The sequence below is a fragment of the Sulfuricaulis sp. genome (assembly GCF_024653915.1).
In the GTDB taxonomy this organism is placed as follows: Bacteria; Pseudomonadota; Gammaproteobacteria; order Acidiferrobacterales; family Sulfurifustaceae; genus Sulfuricaulis.
In genome coordinates this window covers 26,640-45,952 of the sequence record NZ_JANLGY010000026.1, presented here as the reverse complement: position 1 = coordinate 45,952, position 19,313 = coordinate 26,640, and the positions used below count along the sequence as shown (strand labels likewise).

The 19,313-nt window shown below is 50.4% G+C and carries 16 protein-coding genes; all 16 read left to right on the top strand.

Going from position 1 to position 19,313, the window contains the following annotated elements:
• Position 1 precedes the first annotated feature (1 nt).
• Positions 2-1,405, top strand: coding sequence for a mannose-1-phosphate guanylyltransferase/mannose-6-phosphate isomerase (locus NUV55_RS12670; RefSeq protein WP_296673530.1), 1,404 nt, complete (start codon positions 2-4; stop codon positions 1,403-1,405).
• Between the two features lie 2 nt (positions 1,406-1,407).
• Positions 1,408-2,526, top strand: a complete 1,119-nt coding sequence (gene gmd, locus NUV55_RS12665; RefSeq protein ID WP_296673529.1) for a GDP-mannose 4,6-dehydratase — start codon at positions 1,408-1,410, stop codon at positions 2,524-2,526.
• A 3-nt stretch (positions 2,527-2,529) separates the two neighbouring features.
• Positions 2,530-3,477, top strand: coding sequence for a GDP-L-fucose synthase (locus NUV55_RS12660; RefSeq protein WP_296673527.1), 948 nt, complete (start codon positions 2,530-2,532; stop codon positions 3,475-3,477).
• A 107-nt stretch (positions 3,478-3,584) separates the two neighbouring features.
• A complete protein-coding gene (locus NUV55_RS12655; RefSeq protein ID WP_296673525.1) occupies positions 3,585-4,313 on the top strand; it encodes a bifunctional 2-polyprenyl-6-hydroxyphenol methylase/3-demethylubiquinol 3-O-methyltransferase UbiG in 729 nt (242 codons plus the stop codon).
• Positions 4,314-4,526, top strand: a complete 213-nt coding sequence (locus tag NUV55_RS12650) for a hypothetical protein (protein ID WP_296673524.1) — start codon at positions 4,314-4,316, stop codon at positions 4,524-4,526.
• A gap of 136 nt (positions 4,527-4,662) precedes the next feature.
• Positions 4,663-5,607: a lysylphosphatidylglycerol synthase transmembrane domain-containing protein gene (locus tag NUV55_RS12645; RefSeq protein ID WP_296673522.1), complete on the top strand. Its 945-nt coding sequence runs from the start codon at positions 4,663-4,665 to the stop codon at positions 5,605-5,607.
• A 164-nt stretch (positions 5,608-5,771) separates the two neighbouring features.
• Positions 5,772-6,740, top strand: coding sequence for a GDP-mannose 4,6-dehydratase (locus NUV55_RS12640; protein WP_296673520.1), 969 nt, complete (start codon positions 5,772-5,774; stop codon positions 6,738-6,740).
• Between the two features lie 15 nt (positions 6,741-6,755).
• Positions 6,756-8,579 carry a hypothetical protein gene (locus tag NUV55_RS12635; RefSeq protein WP_296673518.1) on the top strand — a complete coding sequence of 608 codons (1,824 nt, stop codon included), beginning with the start codon at positions 6,756-6,758 and terminating at the stop codon, positions 8,577-8,579.
• Between the two features lie 66 nt (positions 8,580-8,645).
• Positions 8,646-9,629, top strand: a complete 984-nt coding sequence (locus NUV55_RS12630) for a glycosyltransferase family 2 protein (protein ID WP_296673517.1) — start codon at positions 8,646-8,648, stop codon at positions 9,627-9,629.
• Positions 9,630-9,858: 229 nt separating this feature from the next.
• Complete coding sequence (locus NUV55_RS12625) at positions 9,859-10,740, top strand: formyltransferase family protein (protein ID WP_296673515.1); 882 nt, start codon at positions 9,859-9,861, stop codon at positions 10,738-10,740.
• Between the two features lie 223 nt (positions 10,741-10,963).
• On the top strand, positions 10,964-12,097 hold the full coding sequence (gene rffA, locus NUV55_RS12620; RefSeq protein ID WP_296673513.1) for a dTDP-4-amino-4,6-dideoxygalactose transaminase: 1,134 nt from the start codon (positions 10,964-10,966) through the stop codon (positions 12,095-12,097).
• Between the two features lie 19 nt (positions 12,098-12,116).
• Positions 12,117-13,433 (top strand): oligosaccharide flippase family protein, encoded by a 1,317-nt coding sequence (locus tag NUV55_RS12615; RefSeq protein WP_296673512.1) that lies wholly within the window; start codon positions 12,117-12,119, stop codon positions 13,431-13,433.
• A 23-nt stretch (positions 13,434-13,456) separates the two neighbouring features.
• Entirely contained in the window at positions 13,457-14,989 is a 1,533-nt protein-coding gene (locus NUV55_RS12610) for a glycosyltransferase (protein WP_296673510.1), read from the top strand.
• Between the two features lie 218 nt (positions 14,990-15,207).
• The gene (locus tag NUV55_RS12605; protein ID WP_296673508.1) at positions 15,208-16,020 is read left to right on the top strand and encodes a class I SAM-dependent methyltransferase; all 813 of its coding nucleotides are present in this window, start codon (positions 15,208-15,210) and stop codon (positions 16,018-16,020) included.
• Positions 16,002-17,846, top strand: coding sequence for a hypothetical protein (locus tag NUV55_RS12600; RefSeq protein WP_296673506.1), 1,845 nt, complete (start codon positions 16,002-16,004; stop codon positions 17,844-17,846). The genes NUV55_RS12605 and NUV55_RS12600 overlap by 19 nt, the downstream gene beginning before the upstream one ends.
• A 7-nt stretch (positions 17,847-17,853) precedes the next feature.
• Positions 17,854-19,308 carry a hypothetical protein gene (locus NUV55_RS12595; RefSeq protein ID WP_296673504.1) on the top strand — a complete coding sequence of 485 codons (1,455 nt, stop codon included), beginning with the start codon at positions 17,854-17,856 and terminating at the stop codon, positions 19,306-19,308.
• The last annotated feature ends 5 nt before the right edge of the window (positions 19,309-19,313 follow it).

Genomic DNA, 19,313 nt, shown 5'->3' with positions numbered 1-19,313 from the left:
CATGAAAATCAATCCTGTCATTCTGTCTGGCGGTTCCGGGACGCGGTTATGGCCGCTTTCACGCGAACATTATCCCAAGCAGCTGTTGTGTCTGCTGGGCGAGCAAACATTGCTCCAGCAAACGGTTTCACGCCTTGATGGCATGAAAGAAGTGGCGGCGCCTTTGTTGGTGTGTAATGAGGAACACCGATTCCTGATTGCCGAGCAATTACGGCAGATAGGAAAAGTTCCGGCGGATATTATTCTGGAACCGGCGGGGCGCAACACGGCCCCGGCGTTGACGCTGGCCGCGCTGGCGCTTATGAAGCATTCATCCAATGACGCGTTGATGCTGGTCATGCCGGCAGATCATGTCATCAAGAATACTCAAAAGTTTCATGCCGCTGTTGGAGAAGGCGCTTCTCTGGCACAGAAAGGCCATCTGGTTACCTTTGGCATCGTGCCGACGATGCCGGAAACTGGCTACGGATATATCAAACGTGGAAATGGCAATGCGGTTGAAGCTTTTGTGGAAAAACCGGATGCCAAAACTGCCGAGAAGTATTTTACCTCAGGTGAATATTTGTGGAACAGCGGCATGTTCATGATGCTGGCTTCTGTCTGGCTCGACGAACTGAAACGATTTCACCCCGCCATGCTGGAAGCGTGCAAAACCGCTCACGAGCAGGGCCACCGCGATGCTGACTTCTATCGCATCAATGCGCAGGCATTCGGCAGTTGCCAGTCAAATTCCATCGATTACGCCGTCATGGAAGCAACCAGTCGGGCGGCGGTAGTAGCGCTGGATGCAGGATGGTCGGATATCGGCGCCTGGTCGTCCCTGTGGGAGGCCTCCACGCGTGACGCAGAGGGGAACGTGGTGCAGGGAGATGTATTTATGCATGCGACGCAGAATACCCTGCTGATTTCGCAACATCGTTTCCTGGCTGCTGTAGGGCTCGATGATATTATCGTTGTTGAAACCCCGGATGCTGTCCTGGTGGCTCATAAAAATCATGCGCAAGATGTGAAAGAAGTGGTCAGTCGATTAAAGAGCGAGAAACGCAGCGAATATCAAACGCACCGGCGAGTGTATCGCCCATGGGGTTCTTATGAAGGGATCGACGCCGGGCCACGCTTTCAGGTTAAACGCCTGATGGTCAATCCCGGCGCGGCATTGTCGTTGCAGATGCATCATCATCGTGCCGAACACTGGATCGTGGTCAAGGGAACGGCCCGAGTAACGAAAGGTGAAGAGGTGTTCATGCTGACGGAAAACCAATCGACCTATATTCCGCTGGGCACGAAGCACCGGCTGGAGAATCTCGGCAACATCCCGCTCGAAATTATCGAGGTGCAATCCGGAAGCTATCTCGGCGAAGACGACATCGTGCGGTTCGAAGACAAATACAACCGGACAAAATAAAGATGGCTAAAAAAGCGCTTATCACGGGTATCACCGGCCAGGACGGAGCCTACTTGGCTGAATTCTTGTTAAAGAAAGGCTATGAGGTGCACGGCATTAAGCGTCGGACGTCACTGTTCAACACAGATCGAATTGATCACCTGTACCAAGACCCACATGTGAAGGCACGTAAATTTGTCCTGCACTATGGCGATATGACCGATTCCAGCAGTTTGATTCGCATTGTGCAGCAGGTTCAGCCAGATGAGATCTATAATCTCGCCGCCCAGAGTCACGTGGCCGTGTCGTTCGAGGAACCGGAATACACGGCGGATTCCGATGCTCTGGGCGCGTTGCGCTTGCTGGAAGCCATACGAATCCTGGGCTTGGAAAAGAAAACCCGTTTTTACCAGGCCTCGACCTCGGAACTGTATGGCAAGGTCCAGGAGATACCCCAGCGTGAGACAACACCGTTTTATCCACGTTCACCCTATGCCGTGGCCAAGCTCTATGCCTACTGGATAACGGTGAATTACCGCGAGGCCTATGGCCTATATGCCTGCAACGGCATCCTTTTCAATCATGAATCGCCGACGCGCGGTGAGACATTTGTTACGCGCAAGATCACCCGGGCACTGGTACGCATCAAGCTGGGTCTGCAGAACTGTCTCTACCTCGGCAACCTGGATGCCAAACGTGATTGGGGCCACGCGCGCGACTTCGTTGAGGCGCAGTGGCTGGTGTTGCAGCAGAAGAATCCGGAGGATTTTGTCATCGCCACCGGCGAGCAGTACAGCGTCCGCGATTTTGTGAACGCTGCCGCCAAAGAGATTGGAATGAGGATTGAATGGCGTGGCAAAGGGTTGAAAGAAACAGGAGTGATCAGCGCAGTCGATGGCAAGGGCAAGGCCGATCCGCGCAAGGACCAGGTCGTCGTGCGCGTCGATTCGCGCTATTTCCGTCCGACGGAAGTGGAGACTCTGCTGGGCGATGCGTCCAAGGCTAAAAAGAAGCTAGGCTGGAAACCCAAGATCAAGTTCAAGGACTTGGTCGCCGAGATGGTACGCGAGGACCTGAAAGCGGCCGAGCGTGACGAACTGGTGAAGCGGCATGGCTACTCTGCCTACGATTATCACGAATAGACCATGAAACCCGACAGCAAGATTTATATCGCCGGCCATCGCGGACTGGTGGGTTCGGCGATTACCCGCAGGCTTCGATCGGGCGGATATTCCAATTTGTCGTTGCGCACCCACGCGGAGCTGGATTTGCTTGACCAGCGGGCGGTGGATGAGTTCTTTGCGCGCGAGCGGCCGGAATATGTTTTTCTTGCCGCCGCCAGGGTTGGCGGCATCCACGCCAACAACACTTACCGGGCCGATTTCATCTACCAGAACCTGATGATCGAGTCGAACGTCATTCACGCTTCGTATCGGCACGGCGTGAAAAAACTCATGTTCCTCGGATCGAGTTGTATTTACCCCAAGTACGCCCCGCAACCGATGAAAGAGGAGCACCTGCTGACGGGCTTGCTCGAACCCACCAACGAGCCTTATGCCATCGCCAAGATCGCCGGCATCAAGATGTGCGATGCCTACAACCGCCAGTACGGTACAAATTACATCAGTGCCATGCCAACTAATCTCTATGGCCCGGGTGACAATTACGATTTGCAGAATTCCCATGTGTTGCCTGCGCTGATCAGAAAAATGCATGAGGCCAAAACGAATGGGGGGAAGGAAGTTGTGGTCTGGGGCACGGGAACACCGCGGCGAGAATTTCTGTACAGCGATGACCTCGCTGATGCATGTGTTTTTCTGATGGAGGGCCGCAACGCCAAGGAGATCGGTGAGTTTATAAACATCGGTTCAGGCCGGGAGGTTACCATACATGAACTGGCAGAACTTGTGGCGCAAGTCGTTGAGTTTCATGGAACGCTGGTATTCGACGGCTCGAAACCGGATGGCACACCTCGCAAGCTGTTGGATGTTTCTCGGTTGCTCGCACTTGGCTGGCAAGCCAAGACCAACCTCAGGGAAGGAATATCCAAAGCCTACTCGGATTTTTTGAAGAACATCACCCACGCGGTATAAGTCTCTTAGTGCATAACCGACACCAGGGCAGATCCGGTATTTTCTTGGGTTACGTGAATCGGGCCAGATGTCAGCCTGGCACACGAAGCGATATGGCGAGGGAATAAATGGACTATCGGGAAGTTCTTTATCAAAGATATGTCCAGAGCCGACTCACGTCGCCAGCCCCTGCGTCCATCGAAAATCTTGCCCCTCGCTCGAGTTATCTTGAGCGCCTCATCCGTCTTCATTTTCCATATGACAGGAACGCCGTTATTGTAGAGGTCGGCTGTGGCCATGGAGCGTTGATTCATTTTGCGCGTCGGTTAGGGTACCAGAATGTCACTGGATTTGACCGTTCTCCAGAACAGGTCGCCGCGGCACGGCGCCTAGGTATCGATGGCGTGAGAGAGGGTGATCTTTTCAGCGCTCTACGTGCTCAGGCGAACGAGAGCGTGGATGTTGTTGTGGCCTTCGATGTCATTGAGCACCTGACGAAGGACGAACTCATGGAGTTTGCTGCTGCAACTCATCGCGTTCTCCGCTGTGGCGGGCGTTGTATTGTGCATACGCCAAACGGAGGTTCACCGTTTTTTGGCATGATTCGATATGGCGATCTGACCCATGAGCAGGCGTTTACGCGTGAAGCTATCAGTCAGTTGTTCCTGGCTTATGGTTTTTCCTCCATCAAGTCTTACGAGGATACGCCTGTTCCACGCGGGATCCGAAGCGCGGCACGCTGGATAGTTTGGAAGTGCATTCGTGGGATTCTGCGCTTGTATCTGGCGGCCGAGACGGGTGCTGGCGGAAAGGACCATATCCTCACGCAGAACCTTCTGGCTGTGGCAGTTAAGTAGATGTGCGGTATCGCTGGCGTGTTCGCCTACGGGCAGCAGGCAGCGCCGGCTGACCAGGAAGAACTGGTGCGGATGCGTGATGCCATGCGCATGCGGGGGCCGGATGGTGAAGGACTCTGGCTCTCTACGAACAGCCGAACCGGCTTGGCCCATCGACGGCTTGTGATCATTGATCTGAGTGAAGCAGGAACAGCGTTCCTGCTCTATTTTTAGCAAAATCTTATTGCTAGGCTGGAAAAGGCTCGCGCTCTGATCTGTTCTATTGCCATGAAATATTAGCACCTAGGAAATTAATAGATCCCGTAATAGATTTGGAGTACACGACCTGGATAAGAAAAAAATAACAGCCTTGGTATTTGTAAAAATACTCATAACATGCGGATTAATCTACTGGCTGTTTTCCAGTGTTGATGGCGATAACATCGCAAAGATTCTGACATTGATTAAGCCGATACAAATCATCGGTGCAATTGGTCTTCATATCTCTGTGTTCTTGCTTGGGGGACTTCGATGGTGGCTGCTTTTCAGGTATAGAGGCACCTCGCCGCCGTTTCTCAAGGTACTGCCCAGCTACTATCTGGGGATATTTTTTAACAACGTTTTACCAACGGGTATGGGTGGGGATGCTATACGAACTTTGCATCTAACTCTGCGTGGTTTAAGTGCCAAGATACTTATCGCGTCAGCGATAGTCGATAGAATTATTGGTCTAGTCGTTGTACTGGCCATTGGAGCAACTGGTCTTCTTCTGTCCCTGGATGTTAACCTGGTCGGTTCCAGAAAAATATTTCTCTTGATAGCAGTGCTGGTAGTTATTACTGGCTCTTGGCTGTTCCTTACTTCTCGTTTCATAGGCCTGATCGAAAGACTGGCGCGTAAATATCAGCATACCCGTGTACGCAAAGGCCTGCTGGAAATCATCAGTCTGTGTCATTCCTACAGATCTGCAAAAAAAATCATCCTTGCGGCTATCGGGCTCACTGTAGCCATGCAAGGGTTAGTTATCTTTATCTACTATTATTTGGGGCGCAGCATTGGTCTTGAATTGCCATTCGTTACCTATCTTGTTGTCATACCTGTTGTTGCCGTAGCCGCCAGCCTCCCGATTTCCATAGGTGGCCTTGGTGTGCGCGAAGGCGTTCTGGTCGGTCTCCTTGTGACTGGAGGGGCCGATGGGCAGTTGGCAATTGCTCTGTCGCTGTTATTTCTATTGGTGTTGTGGGTATCTTCCCTGCCAGGAGCTTTTGTGATGTTGGCTGCCATAAAAAATAAAAGCAGATGTTATGTTGCATAAGCACGATAACGGGTGTGCCTGCATACGTTCCTATGCTATTTGGCATTATGAAATATGTGCGTTGGATAAATACATGTCGAAATGTCCTGCTGTAATAACTGTTTCCAGATCATGAACACAGATATAAGCAATGTGTTGAACCCTCGACTTATAAAATAACTTTTATGAAAAAAGCTCTTATATGTGGAGTGTCAGGACAGGACGGGGCCTATCTTGCAAAGTTTCTGCTTGGTAAGGGGTATGTAGTTTGCGGCACTTCTCGTGACGCACAAATGTCATCGTTTCACAACCTGACACGATTAGGGATCTGCAATCGCATAAACCTGGAATCGGTTGCCATTAATGATTTCCGCAGTGTTTTACAGGCCCTCATGAAGATACAGCCCGACGAGGTCTATAACCTGGCGGGTCAAAGTTCCGTGGGGCTGTCATTTCAGCAACCGGTAGAAACTTTGGATAGTATCAGTGTTGGCACGTTAAATTTTCTCGAGGCGATACGTTTTTATTCCAAACCAATCAAATTCTACAACGCGGGTTCGAGTGAGTGTTTTGGTGATACAGGTGGCACTCCGGCAGATGAGTCCGCTCCATTTCGGCCGAGGAGTCCCTATGCCGTAGCGAAATCAGCCGCGTTCTGGGAAGTGGCGAATTATCGCGAGGCCTATGGAATGTTTGCGTGCTCCGGCATTCTCTTTAACCATGAGTCACCACTACGGCCGGAACGTTTTGTGACCAAAAAGATTGTTGCTGCCGCCTGTAGAATCGCTTCAGGAAGCGATGAGAAACTGTATTTGGGGAATATTTCGATCCGGCGTGATTGGGGTTGGGCGCCGGAATATATCGAGGCCATGTGGCTGATGATGCAGCAGGACATCCCAGATGACTTTGTGATTGCAACGGGGGAGAGCTACAGTCTCGAAAAGTTTGTAGACGTGGCCTTCTCTTGTGTGGGGCTCAATTGGCGCGATCACGTTGTAATAGACAAGACTCTGCTACGACCCACCGATCTTATGGTTGGCCACGGAAATCCGGCGAAGGCTTGTGAAAAGCTGGGATGGCAGGCGCGGTATAAAATGCACGACGTAGTGCGGTTGATGGTGAATGCGCAATTAAATGCTGATGCACCCCTGTAACAAAATCAATATATTATGCAAATCGCCCTTACAAGCCGACTATCCGTGAAGCTGGGGCAGCGTGCATTCGTTTTTCTTGGTATTTTCATACTGCTAATTTATCTGTCCCCCATCTCATTTTTACCCATCATTTTTGAACTGGATGGAAAATGGGATTGGGATCAAGTTGAGCAACGCTTCGGAGCTATCCAGCAGACGCTTGTGTATTTCGGCCAATGGCCAGGAAACAACCCATGGATAGCCGGTGGCATGCCGCTGATAAATTCCCAATTTGCGCCCTACGGTTTATTCGGTGGCCTCTCAATCCTTTTTGGACCCTATGTCGGACTACGGCTTGCTCTCGTTGCTTACTATCTGGTTGGCTACGCAGGCTGCTGGAAATTGGCTGGGCATTTCAAGCTGAGCCCATTTCAGCAACTATTTTTTACACTCTATGTCCTTTTTGGCAATGCGCTTGCTTGGCATCTTTATGCCGGACATATCATATTTCTGAATATCTTGGTGTTACCCGCCTTGCTATATCTGCTGCTGAATTTCGCAAGCCGTTGGTATGCCGGATTTACATTCGGTTTACTGCTTGCGCTCGCGTTTTGCGACGGCCCGCTTTATACCTTCCAATATATGCTGCTGGTGCTGGGGGTGGTTTTTATATGGCAGGTCTGGACAAAGGTAATTGATATTCGCAGGATGTCACTCTGGATAGTTCAGGCTTTCATTGGCTTTGGATTGCTCGCGACATATCGTTTCGTTACCCTGTTGCCAGTGATGCTCGACTTCCCGAGAAAAGCAGTCGGGGGTTTTCACGTCGAGTTTTTTGAGATATTTAAATTTGCGTCCTGGCCCTATTTGTCGTATCGGGAAGTTCTATTGGACTCTCTTACCTGCAACTCTCTTACCTGCACAGGAGTCCACGAACAGGCCAATTATTTAGGCATTGTGGCAATCTTGCTTGTCTTACTGCTGGTTTGGCGGACGCGAAAGTCGATCTATCTTGTTCCCTTTGTTTTTCTGCTGGCTGCTTACTCGGGCGACACCTATCCTTTTCAATTCCAGTACCTGCTCAAGCTAATTCCGACCTTTGACTCACATCTCTGCACAACCAGATTGCGATTGCTGAGCCCGCTTGTCGTGGGTGCCGTTCTGATTTATGCCGTTAGGGTGGGTGATATTCGGCCATTTAAATTTCGGGCGTTTGAAATTAAACCATCCTATCTTCTGGTTCTGATATTGGTCGATATTTTTCTGGCTTCGTTTACCGTTTTTGTTTCTTCCCATGAGCGTGTCACAACAATATCCGGATCATCCCCAGTGACATTTCAGCGCGAGCGCCCGTTTGTTAATTACTCCAGACTGCCGATCGAATTGAAAGAGGGGCAGATTTCGGAGGTCAAGGCGGCATTGAAATTTAATATCGGCGTTCTCCATTCGGGAGATTCCCATCTGACGCCGGCAACGCGCAAGGCATTGGGTATTGGTGACCCAAGTTACCAGGGAGAATTTTTACAGAATGGGGTTCCGATTACGCCTGTGTACTGGTCACCCAACCGGATTGTCTTCGCTACCAGGGATATTACCCACTGCATCAGCACAAATGTGCACGTAGGCAAGCCCTGGATGGTAAATGGAGTAAGTCAGTTTTCACATCGCAAGCTGGTTGATTTTGGCGAGACCATGTGCGTGATGCCCGATTCCGCGGGAAACCTGGAGTTGACCTATGCAGGTATAGGCCATGAAGTTGGGGTGAGGCTGACCCTGTGGTTCCTGGCTTTATTTATCGCGGGTTTAATCGCCACTTTCTTCTTATCGCGCCGCATGAAATATCAACGCCCAACAAGCTAATGAAGGGTCGAATACCGGTATAATAATCATAATTAAGGCTCACATGATTCAACCCATGGCATCCTTATGAACGTGAAACCTGGAATCTCAGTGGTTGTGCCAGTGTTCCGTTCCGCCGCAACCTTGGCGCTTCTCCACCGGCGTTTGGTATCTGCACTGGAGGAGATGGCGATTCACTTCGAAATAATTTTTGTCGAAGACGGCGCTACCGACACCTCCTGGACTGCTATTCAATCTCTGGCTCGCGATGACGATCGGGTCGTGGGCATCCGCTTGAGCCGTAATTACGGCCAACACAACGCCCTGCTTTGCGGCATACGAGCGGCATGCTATTCCAGCATCGTTACGATGGACGATGATTTACAGCACCCCCCAGAAGAGATTTACAAGTTATTAGAAAAGCTTGATGAGCATTGTGACGTGGTATACGGCACGCCTGAACGAGAGCAGCATAATTTTTGGAGAGACCAAGCATCGCGCATTACTAAAATAGTTTTGCAAGGCGCTATGGGTGCTGAAACAGCTCGCCATGCAAGTGCTTTCCGCATTTTCCGAACCAGACTACGGGACTCTTTCTGCAATTTCCGTGGCCCATTTGTCTCCATTGATGTGCTGCTTACCTGGGGAACTACCCGTTTCTCACATATCGCGGTTCGCCACGAACCGCGTGTGGTAGGAGTCTCTAACTACAATGTGAGAAAATTATTCAACCATGCCATGAACATGGTGACCGGCTTCAGTACGATACCCTTGCAATTGGCTAGCATGATCGGGTTTGGCTTCACCTTGCTCGGGCTAGGCATACTGGCCTATGTCTTAGGGCGGTACCTTATTGAAGGAGTAAGCGTGCCGGGCTTCGCATTTTTGGCGTCCATCATTGCCATTTTCTCCGGTGCACAGTTATTTACTATTGGCATTATTGGTGAATATCTAGCTCGAATGCACTTCCGTACCATGGAGCGACCAGCATATATTGTTGCCGACACAGTTATGGATGCTACCCGACGCGACGAAAATGCGGTGTCAAATACCAGCGTGGACAACATGTAGTGCTCGTCAATTCTAAGATGGTGAAGCCTTACGTTGTGCACCGGCCCTCGCTAAACGCGACAGGACTTCTCAGTCCCTTGCGATCACTCGGGCACGGCGCGTTATTCTGCTGCGCAGGTCCCGGCCGTCCTGCGGCTGAGAACCGCCGTAGTGACTCTACGCCTCGCGAAGCGAGGCTACCGAGGGCTACGCGCTATCGCTTCATTCCTCCTGGCGCGCAGCGATTGTCATGAAACCGATTACTTTATTTCTCATGACCCGCAAGGGTTACAGTGTGCTGAATGACTCTCTTGAAGAGTTGGGCCACTTGTTTGAAGAAGTTGTCGTCGCTCGGGATCTCAATGTGGCTAATGATTACTACGATGAGATATCTGCATTGTGCGAAAAAGTCGGCCTTAAGTGCATCGACCGTAGCCTTTATCAATCTGTGAGAACTCAATACGCGTTGGCGATTTCATGGCGCTGGTTGATCAATGATTTACCTGCGAACCGTCTGATAATTCTCCATGATTCGCTATTGCCCAGATACCGGGGATTCAACCCTTTAGTGTCGTGCCTGATTAATGGTGAGCCATTAGTTGGAGTCAGTGCGCTTTTTGGTGCAGCAAACTACGATCGGGGCGATATTATCGCCCAGTCATCTACACCGATACGCTATCCAATCAAGATCGAGACAGCAATTGATCTGGTAACGAAAAATTACTTGACTCTTGCGCGTCATATTTTTTCTTTAATAAATCAAGAGAAGGCCATTTCCGGAACACCCCAAGAGGAGGCAAACGCGAGCATTAGCCTGTGGCGTGATGATGCCGATTACCATGTGCCATGGGACCGGTCAGCAGACTGGATTGCTCGATTTGTAGACGCCGTAGGCTTTCCCTATAAAGGAGCAATGACCTTAGTGAATGGTGTCCGTGCACGTATAATCGAGACTAAGCCGTTGCCAGATATCGCGATTGAAAATCGCACGTCCGGCAAAGTAGTTTGGATGGATGGGCCGCATCCCATCGTAGTATGTGGACAAGGGTTATTAAAAGTACTGACATTACTCGATGATTCGAATGGCCAGTCCATGCTTCCACTGCAACAATTCCGTACCCGCTTTACATAAAACGATACGATATGGGCACCTCTAAAAATTTATTTTCCATCCCCGCGAAGGCTGGGATCCAGTGACCTTTCCCTTTAAAATCAAAGGAACTGGATTCCTGCCTTTGCGGGAAGGACGCAGTTTTTTTATATGTATAGAGGTGCCCACAGGTAGGTCGTCCTTATTATTGTGATGGTGATATGCCCTGCTAGCTACCCCCACCAACTAATAAGGAGGCTTTGTTGTGTCAAAAATTCCTTTTAATCGCCCTCATATGACTGGCAGAGAGCTCTGGTATATCGCTCAGGCTCACCATAACAGCATATTGTCCGGCGATGGGCCATTTACCCGGCGCTGTGAAACCTGGCTAGAGCAGACGGTGGGAAGCATACGGGCGTTACTAACCCATTCCTGCACGGGGGCTCTGGAGATGGCAGCGCTCCTGGCCGATCTGAAGCCGGGTGATGAAGTCATCATGCCCTCTTACACCTTCGTTTCCACGGCCAATGCTTTTGTGTTGCGCGGGGCTGTGCCGGTGTTTGTGGATATTCGGCCCGACACATTGAATCTGGATGAGCGATTGATTGAAGCTGCGATTACTTCACGTACGCGTGCCATTGTTCCGGTACATTACGCAGGAGTAGGGTGTGAGATGGACACGATCATGGCAATTGCGGAAAAGCATGGCTTGCTTGTGATCGCAGATGCGGCACAGGCCGTGCTTTCCCGCTACAAGGGCCGCCCTCTTGGGAGCATTGGCCACTTGGCGACCCTTTCTTTTCACGAAACCAAGAACATTACGTCGGGAGAAGGTGGGGCGCTTTTAATCAACGATGATCGGTTAGTGGCTCGTGCCGAAATTTTGCGTGAAAAAGGTACGAATCGTAAGCAATTCATGCACGGTTTGGTGGATAAATACACGTGGGTAGACGTGGGATCTTCGTACCTGCCTGGTGAAATCATTGCTGCCTTTCTGCTGGCGCAAATGGAGGAAGCGACAGTGATTACGGAGAATCGACTAACGTGCTGGGAGACTTATCACCAGGCTTTTGCCAGCGCGGAGGCGCGGGGCTGGCTGCGCCGGCCAGTCGTGCCGGACTATTCTGATCATAATGCGCACATGTATTACGTGCTATTGCCGAGTGAATCCGCCCGTAATGGGATGATTGAAAAGTTGCGCGAACAGGGCGTCATCTCGGTTTTTCATTACATTCCATTGCATAGCTCACCTGCGGGGCTGCGGTTTGGACGGGCAGAGGGGGAGTTGGCAGTAACGAATCGGGTCAGTGCTACATTGTTACGCTTGCCGATGTATGCAGGACTAGATGAAGAGTCTCAGGGTAAAGTGATTGATAGTGTATTAGCGACGTTTCAATAAATATTGTGATTGTTGAATAGTGAGCAAGAGGAATTTCACCCACGACCTCGCTTGGACTACGGCGGTAAATATTGCCGCGACCTTGCTTGGCCTGCTGACTGGCGTCATGCTTGCGCGGATTCTGGGTCCAGAGGGGCGTGGTGCTCTGGCCGCAATCCAGAACCCGGCTACTATTCTGTTTGGAGTTGGCGCGCTTGGGATAACTACCGCGGCGGCGTACTTCTCGGGAAGAGATCCCAGCCTTGCCGGGCGTTTGATGACTACTGCTCTGGTGGCTTTGTTATTGTGGTCAATTCCGCTCGTTGCCATCGCATACTTAATGATGCCTTTTTTGCTGGATGCTCAATCGGCCAGCGTCATACACTACGCGCAAATCTACCTGCTGATGATACCTATCCAATTTGCTGCTGGCGCTCCTCTCTGGGTGTTGCAAGGTCTTGGAAAATTTAAGCTCTGGAATATTCTGCGTTTTCAGGCCCCAGTGGCATGGCTGGCTGTGATTGGACTGACTTGGATGTTGGGGATGGTAACCGCAGGGGCTATCTCGCTGTTTTACCTGGCGGTGATGATTTGTGTCGCCTGTGTATTTGTCGTTCTGGCATTACGTAAAGTTCCACCGCCTCACCAGCCCGAAGTTTCTCATTTGCCGACACTGCTGCGTTATGGGTTACCAGCCTCCCTTACTGCTGTGCCTCAACAATTGAACCTACGCCTCGATCAACTGCTGATGGCAACATTTCTGTCAGCGGATACCTTGGGCCTTTATGTAGTGGCAGTGGCTTGGAGCGGCGCGTTCTCTCCACTTTTGACTTCGGTGTCGCAGGTTGTTTTTCCTCGATTGGCCGCCACTCACGACCAGCAAGTGCAGGCAGAAACTTTGCATCGAACCTTGCGCCTGTGTGTGTTAAGTGCCGCCATGCTGGCGGTGATGTTACTAGCGCTAACGCCCTTAGTCTTGCCGTTGCTCTTCGGGGCGGCTTTCATGTCGGCGGTTCCGGCAGCGCTGGTATTGGTTGTTGCCGCCAGCATAGCAAGTTTTAATCAGGTGGCCAGCGATGGTTTGCGAGGCATCGGGGCGCCGAAGCTGCCAATGGTCGCTGAATTTATCGGGCTCGGGACGACAGTTGTAATGCTAGTGTTGCTGCTACGTCGCTATGAATTAATGGGAGCAGCCGTGGCCTCATTAGCGAGTTATTTGGTAACGCTGGCCACTTTGGTATTTCTCATTTCACGCAGGACGCAGGTGAGTCCTTGGAAGATGGTGATTCCTCGCCGTGAGGATCTGTTTTTACTTTGGGACCAACTGCTAAGTTTCAGACGCAGGTTGGCGGGATAGTCAATAAGCGATAGAGACAGAATATGGATTCGAAGAAGCAAATCACCACATCGAGCACCAAACAAATGATGGGGCACCATGAGTGGGTTCGGGCAGTACGAACGGAACGGCCGCCCTTGAATATGGATGAATACTTGCACGAGTGGGAGACGTTCTTTGATGGCTACTCTGCCCATGTAGATCACTGGCATCAGCGCAATGCGGGCTATCATGGGGCTATTGCCTCGCTATACGGGTTCTATATACCCCCCGATGCAAGCGTGCTGGAGATTGGCAGCGGTAACGGCGACCTGCTGGCTTCCCTGAATCCTGCCTATGGCCTTGGCATTGACATCTCAGGAGAGATGGTCCGCCTCGCAGCCGCGAAATATCCTAATCTTGAATTTCAACAGATGTGCGCTGAGCGTCTGACATTACCCAGCAGAAAATTCGATTATATAGTTTTATCAGACTTGGTTGGCTATCTATATGACATTCGCCTGGTATTTGAGCGCCTCCGCACGGTTTGCCACTCACGTACGCGAATAGTTCTGAACTGGTACAGCAGGCTTTGGCAGCCAATTCTTACGCTGGCTGAGAAGCTTGGGTTCAAGTTTCCTCAACCTCTGCTTAATTGGACAACAGCGCAGGATATTTCCAATCTTTTTTACCTTGCGGGTTTCGAAGTGGTTCAGCATCGCGGGCACATTCTGTTACCTAAACGGATACCTCTTCTAAGCACAATCGCTAACCGTTATCTGGTGCATCTCCCGGGCTTCCGTTCGCTATGTCTTACCAACTGGATTGTTGCGAGGCCGCTAGAGGTTCAATCAGACCTGGGATTACCTGATTCTCCACCACGGGTTTCGGTTATTTGCCCCTGTCGTAACGAGTCGGGCAATATCGAAAACCTGGTTCGCCGCCTGCCAGCGATGGGCTCACATACAGAATTGATTTTTGTTGAGGGACATTCAAAAGACGATACCCTTCAGCAGTGTCGAGGGGTAGCGGCGGCGATGCCTGACAAAGGCATCAAGGTATTTGTTCAGGAAGGCAAGGGTAAAGCCGATGCTGTTCGATTGGGATTCTCGATGGCGACTGGAGACATACTAATGATCCTGGATGCCGATCTTAGCGTGCCCCCGGAGGATCTGCCTCAATATTATGACGCGCTCATAGGCGGTAAAGGCGAGTTTATTAATGGATCAAGATTGGTCTATGCGATGGATCCACGGGCAATGCGCTTCCTGAATCTCTTGGGCAATAAATCTTTTGCACTTTTGTTAAGCTGGATTCTGGGCCAGCCCATCAAGGATACTCTCTGCGGCACGAAAGTTCTAAGACGGGTTGACTATGAGAAAATAGCCAATGGCCGTGGTTACTTTGGCGATTTCGATCCCTTTGGTGATTTTGATCTCCTTTTCGGCGCCTCAAAGCTTAATCTTAAGATTGTTGAGGTTCCTGTCCGTTACCGGCAGCGCACCTATGGCGAGACCAACATTAGCCGATTTTCCCATGGGTGGTTATTGCTCAAGATGTCTGCCAAGGCAGCAGCAAAGTTGCTTTTTGTTGCATGAATCAATTTTCTTTGCCAGCGGCTGTTCAGTCTTTTCTATTATTAAGAGTGCTACCGATGAACCGAAATTAATCTAATCATCTTAAATGAAAATAAAAACCAAGAAAAATCCGATGCCTCTGTCTGCCATATTGTCGTATTTCCCCATTGTTTACTTGGCGACACTTTATTGAGCACACATGATTTACTTACTGTATGGACAAGGGGGAGAAAATGATTATGACGGGCATTCGAAAATTACTCAGTTCCACTCGTTTGTATGCTGAAGTAAGATATTTATATCGGTCGGCTAGAATTATCCTGTCAAAAGGAAGATTTCTGCATCAAGAATTCCAAGGGGGAGAATTCACCTGGGAACTTCTGTCAGAAGCGCAGCGCAAGTACGATCCGCTCTTTCTGCATGCATCTGAACAGTTTGCAAGTATCATCCGCCCGTTCACGCGTGAATTCACCTGGCAGGTTGGCAGAGTTTATAATGCTGTCTTCATGTCACAAGATGTGGAGCTTCTGTATTCATTTGTACGCCATTTTCGCCCAAAACTTGTTATAGAAATTGGTTCGGGGCACTCTACCTCGTTTGTTTCTCAAGCTATGTCGCGTAATGGCGTGGGGCTCATTTTGAGTATTGATCCTGTGCCGAGACGTTCGCTGCCCAAAAGGGTGGAATCTTTAAAAATGAAGATGGAGGATGTTAGCAAGGACGTTTATGCCTCATTGGAGGCTGGTGACATCTTGTTTATTGATGCTTGGCACACGCGAGAAATTGCGACCTACTACACCCAACACATTCTACCTTTATTGAAAAGTGGTGTTTTGATTCACATACATGATATTGCATATCCCTATCGACAGGCATATGAGGAAGAGCTTGTAGTGCTTGATTTTTTCCATAATCATCAGTCGCAATTTAATGTTCTAACTGGGTGTTCTTTCGTTGCCTGGAATAGGCCTGAGTTAGTATCAGAGTTACTGCCTGCCTATCGCTGGTGTAAAAATCGGCCAGGGACATCATTGTGGGTAATGAAACGATAAACCAGAAAATGCATATAAGAGCGTTTCGCTGGGGCATTTTCATTCCAGTGCTTGTTTCGTTGGCCGTGCTCTTTGCGCGCTGGATCTTTGTTATCGGGTCCGGTGACTTTGGTATGGACTACGAGTTGGCTTCACGGCTAATGGCAGATCAATGGCAGAGTCGTGACTTCTTTAGTGTCTATCCCCCAATCTCTGGCTATTCGCTTCTTCTCTTTATGAAGATGCTTGGGCACAGCTATCTTGTTGTCAACATCCACCTGTGGTTTTGGTGGTTGATAAATGTGGGGGTAGTTGCTTGGCTGATGCGTACTTATGGCGCATCAGCAGTTCAAGTCGCATTTGTGATGATGACCGTCGCCTTACTGACCGTGCCTCCCAATAATGGTGGAAAATCCGTCGAACTTATTGCGTCAGCTCTATCGGGTTTTGCCGTGGTATGTATGTTGCGGTATTCCAAAACTGGAAAAAGCTTTTTAGCCATTTTGGCAGGTGGAGCCGGCGGAGTGGCTATCCTTGTCAAGCCGAATGTCGGCGTTGCTATTGTCATGGCGTTAATCGCCGTGTCTGGTGCCATTGCTCTGGTTCAGCATGAAGCGCGCCCGAAATACTTAATGGCCGGGCTTCTAGTTCTGATTGGGGCGGTGGCGGGGGCTCTGGTGGCAGTGGCGATACCGGGCTGGTACGGTGGTTATAGCGAACTGGTAACGGAAATTCTTGTCGGGGGAAGCCAGATTAAGGGGGGAATTTTGGCGCTGGCTCTAAGAGTGTTTCCGCGCATTTCCACAACTTTCGAGCCGCCCTTTCGTTATATCGTCGAGCTGGGTATCAGCTTGCCGCTGCTTGGGCTATTTACGATTTTTTTTGGGCGCCTTCTTCATGCCAGAAGCAAAGATCAGATGGGTGCGGTGGATGCGAATACACCAATCCAGGAGTTCGCAGAAAAACTGCTTTGGCTGCTGTGCGGTATTATTATTGCGCTAAGTGTTTGGTCTTTATGGCCTCAGGAGTTTCCGCACAGATTTGCATCGCTTTTTTACGACTTCCAGCTGGTTAGCTTGCCATTCTTTCTGTGGCAACTGCTTTATCTCATGGTCGTGGTTGCCTTGGTGGTGTCTCTTGCCGCCGGGATAATTCGGAAAGAATATTCAGGCGACATCACGCAGCCTTTCTGGGTTTCATTTATATGCCTAATATGGACTTTGGGCATTGTCGCCTCTGGGCGCCACAACAGCGTCTTCGCCGCGATGCTATTTATGCCAATGCTGGTGTTGCAGTATGGCCGCGGCCGGGAACGTGCTTTTTACAGGATGACAATAGCCTTGCTGGTTCTGTGGACAGCCGCTTGGCACCTGGCACCAAACTGGAAGAGCACATTTTCTCAGTTAACGCGGTTACCAGGGGACAGCAAATTCTCCGGCCTCTATTGGCCGGAGGGCGGTGCGAGCGTTCCAGGCTCGTACCCCGTGTGGAGCTCAAGCAAGACGATAGAAGAGGTGCTAAGAAATGTCTCTCCACGTCTTGAGGGGAAAAATACTTTGTGGTTGGTGCCCGGCCCCGGCATCGCCTTTGGCGGAAAGGTGTACAGCTACGGTATCCATGGTTTATCGGCAAATAATGTACCTCCTTTGGCCGAGAAGAAGTTTGGGGACGGCGTTCGGGCGAACCCCCCCGAATATATAGTCAGCTCCACCTTCGATGAGTGGGAGGACCGAAAATGGAGTTTCATGCGCCCAGAGGTGGTTGTGCCCTGGTTGCGCGAGAACTATCGCCTGGTCTGGAAATTAACGGACAATCCAGCGCCTTTATTCTTGTGGGAAAAGAAGTAAACGTACGATGATTAATATCGTGGTTGCGCTGATATCGTTTTTTCTCGGTCTGATTCCACTTTGGCAGATGTATATATGGGAGCGGTCTGGAGGTGTGCCACTGGCTAGGTTTACTTTGGTATATTTCTCAATTCAGCACATTGCTTTTGGTGTTGGTGGTTCCCTCATAGCCATCTTTGACCAGAATTACACCTATTTAACGCTCTATGGATATTTCCCTTATGCTGATGGATTGGCTCGCTTGCAGCTCATCAACCTCATCGCGTTGTATGCCGCTCTTGCGGGCATGTGGGCCATAATCGTTGGCCGACGAACTATCGGCGCGTCGTTGCCTGGATGTTCATCAGGTCATCTGCACGACCACTTGAGCGCCATGCCGGCAAGCCAAGTGCAATCGCTGCGGATGGTTTGTTATGTGTCACTCGTGTTTCATATGCTTATTGTCAGTTCGCAATGGTATTTTACGTATAGTGGAACACCAACCACTGATATTTCACGATATCTGATTCAGATAGGGGCCAAAGTTGCTCCCGTGACGTTCTTTATCTTGGGTCTCTGGTGGCCACACGGTCACCGCGAACGGTGGATATTTGTGACGTATTTCCTGGTATATGGAATTCTTCAACTGGCAACTGGAGGGCGGGCGCCGGTTCTTTTCGCCGAGTTCATGTTCTATGCGGGGTTACTGATGGCGTCACCGAAGTGGTTAATGCATCCTCGTCGATTTGTAGTTGCGGCGATTGTTGCGTTGCTAATTCCCTGGCTGGCTGTGAAAAGCGAGGATGTACGGTTGTTGTATCACAGCCGGGTACCAGCTGGCGTAGGGGATATGTACCAACGCGTAGTCACGCTTGTAGGGCCAAAGCAGATAGGTGTAGACGATTCTGGAGCTGTTTTGTATAACCCTGAAACATTGGGCCGCACCATATTCCGATTTGGCGCTCGTATCACCGAGCTGTCGGCTCTGGATATCGTAGCCAGGACACCTGAGAAATTTCCCTACTGGAGCTGGAGCGAGGCGGACTGGCTTAAGTTAGGTTGGGGTTGGTTGCCTGCATTCTTGATTCCGGATCTTCCTAAAGATGAGAATTCTGGCGTTCTTTTCTTACGCCATTATGGGTGGGCGGTGGACCCTGAGCGTGGGCATTCCATGCCTGTTACTTTGTTAGCGGATTCATGGCGCCGGTTTGGCTGGCCTGGCGTCATCGCGGTTCATTTTTTCCTGGCGGCGTTTCTAACCACCATCTCAACACTTATGAGCAGACGCTTCAGCGTGCAAATGATCGTCTTGAGTAGCGCCCTACTGTACATTCTCACAATCTCGTATACCGACGACATTCTTACATGGGTCACATCCCTGCCTCGCAAGGCTGTGGTGGTGCTGGCTTATACTGCGCTGATATCCGCAATTTGCCTGCCGATGAGCACTCGATGGGCCAGAGTGAGAGCAGGTCCTTCCTAGCGGCG

Excerpts from the sequence above, each read along its gene's own strand:
- NUV55_RS12670 (WP_296673530.1), top strand. The coding sequence starts at position 2 with ATGAAAATCAATCCTGTCATTCTGTCTGGCGGTTCCGGGACGCGGTTA.
- gmd (WP_296673529.1), top strand. The coding sequence starts at position 1,408 with ATGGCTAAAAAAGCGCTTATCACGGGTATCACCGGCCAGGACGGAGCC.
- NUV55_RS12660 (WP_296673527.1), top strand. The coding sequence starts at position 2,530 with ATGAAACCCGACAGCAAGATTTATATCGCCGGCCATCGCGGACTGGTG.
- NUV55_RS12655 (WP_296673525.1), top strand. The coding sequence starts at position 3,585 with ATGGACTATCGGGAAGTTCTTTATCAAAGATATGTCCAGAGCCGACTC.
- NUV55_RS12650 (WP_296673524.1), top strand. The coding sequence starts at position 4,314 with ATGTGCGGTATCGCTGGCGTGTTCGCCTACGGGCAGCAGGCAGCGCCG.
- NUV55_RS12640 (WP_296673520.1), top strand. The coding sequence starts at position 5,772 with ATGAAAAAAGCTCTTATATGTGGAGTGTCAGGACAGGACGGGGCCTAT.
- NUV55_RS12635 (WP_296673518.1), top strand. The coding sequence starts at position 6,756 with ATGCAAATCGCCCTTACAAGCCGACTATCCGTGAAGCTGGGGCAGCGT.
- NUV55_RS12630 (WP_296673517.1), top strand. The coding sequence starts at position 8,646 with ATGAACGTGAAACCTGGAATCTCAGTGGTTGTGCCAGTGTTCCGTTCC.
- NUV55_RS12625 (WP_296673515.1), top strand. The coding sequence starts at position 9,859 with ATGAAACCGATTACTTTATTTCTCATGACCCGCAAGGGTTACAGTGTG.
- NUV55_RS12610 (WP_296673510.1), top strand. The coding sequence starts at position 13,457 with ATGGATTCGAAGAAGCAAATCACCACATCGAGCACCAAACAAATGATG.
- NUV55_RS12605 (WP_296673508.1), top strand. The coding sequence starts at position 15,208 with ATGACGGGCATTCGAAAATTACTCAGTTCCACTCGTTTGTATGCTGAA.
- NUV55_RS12595 (WP_296673504.1), top strand. The coding sequence starts at position 17,854 with ATGATTAATATCGTGGTTGCGCTGATATCGTTTTTTCTCGGTCTGATT.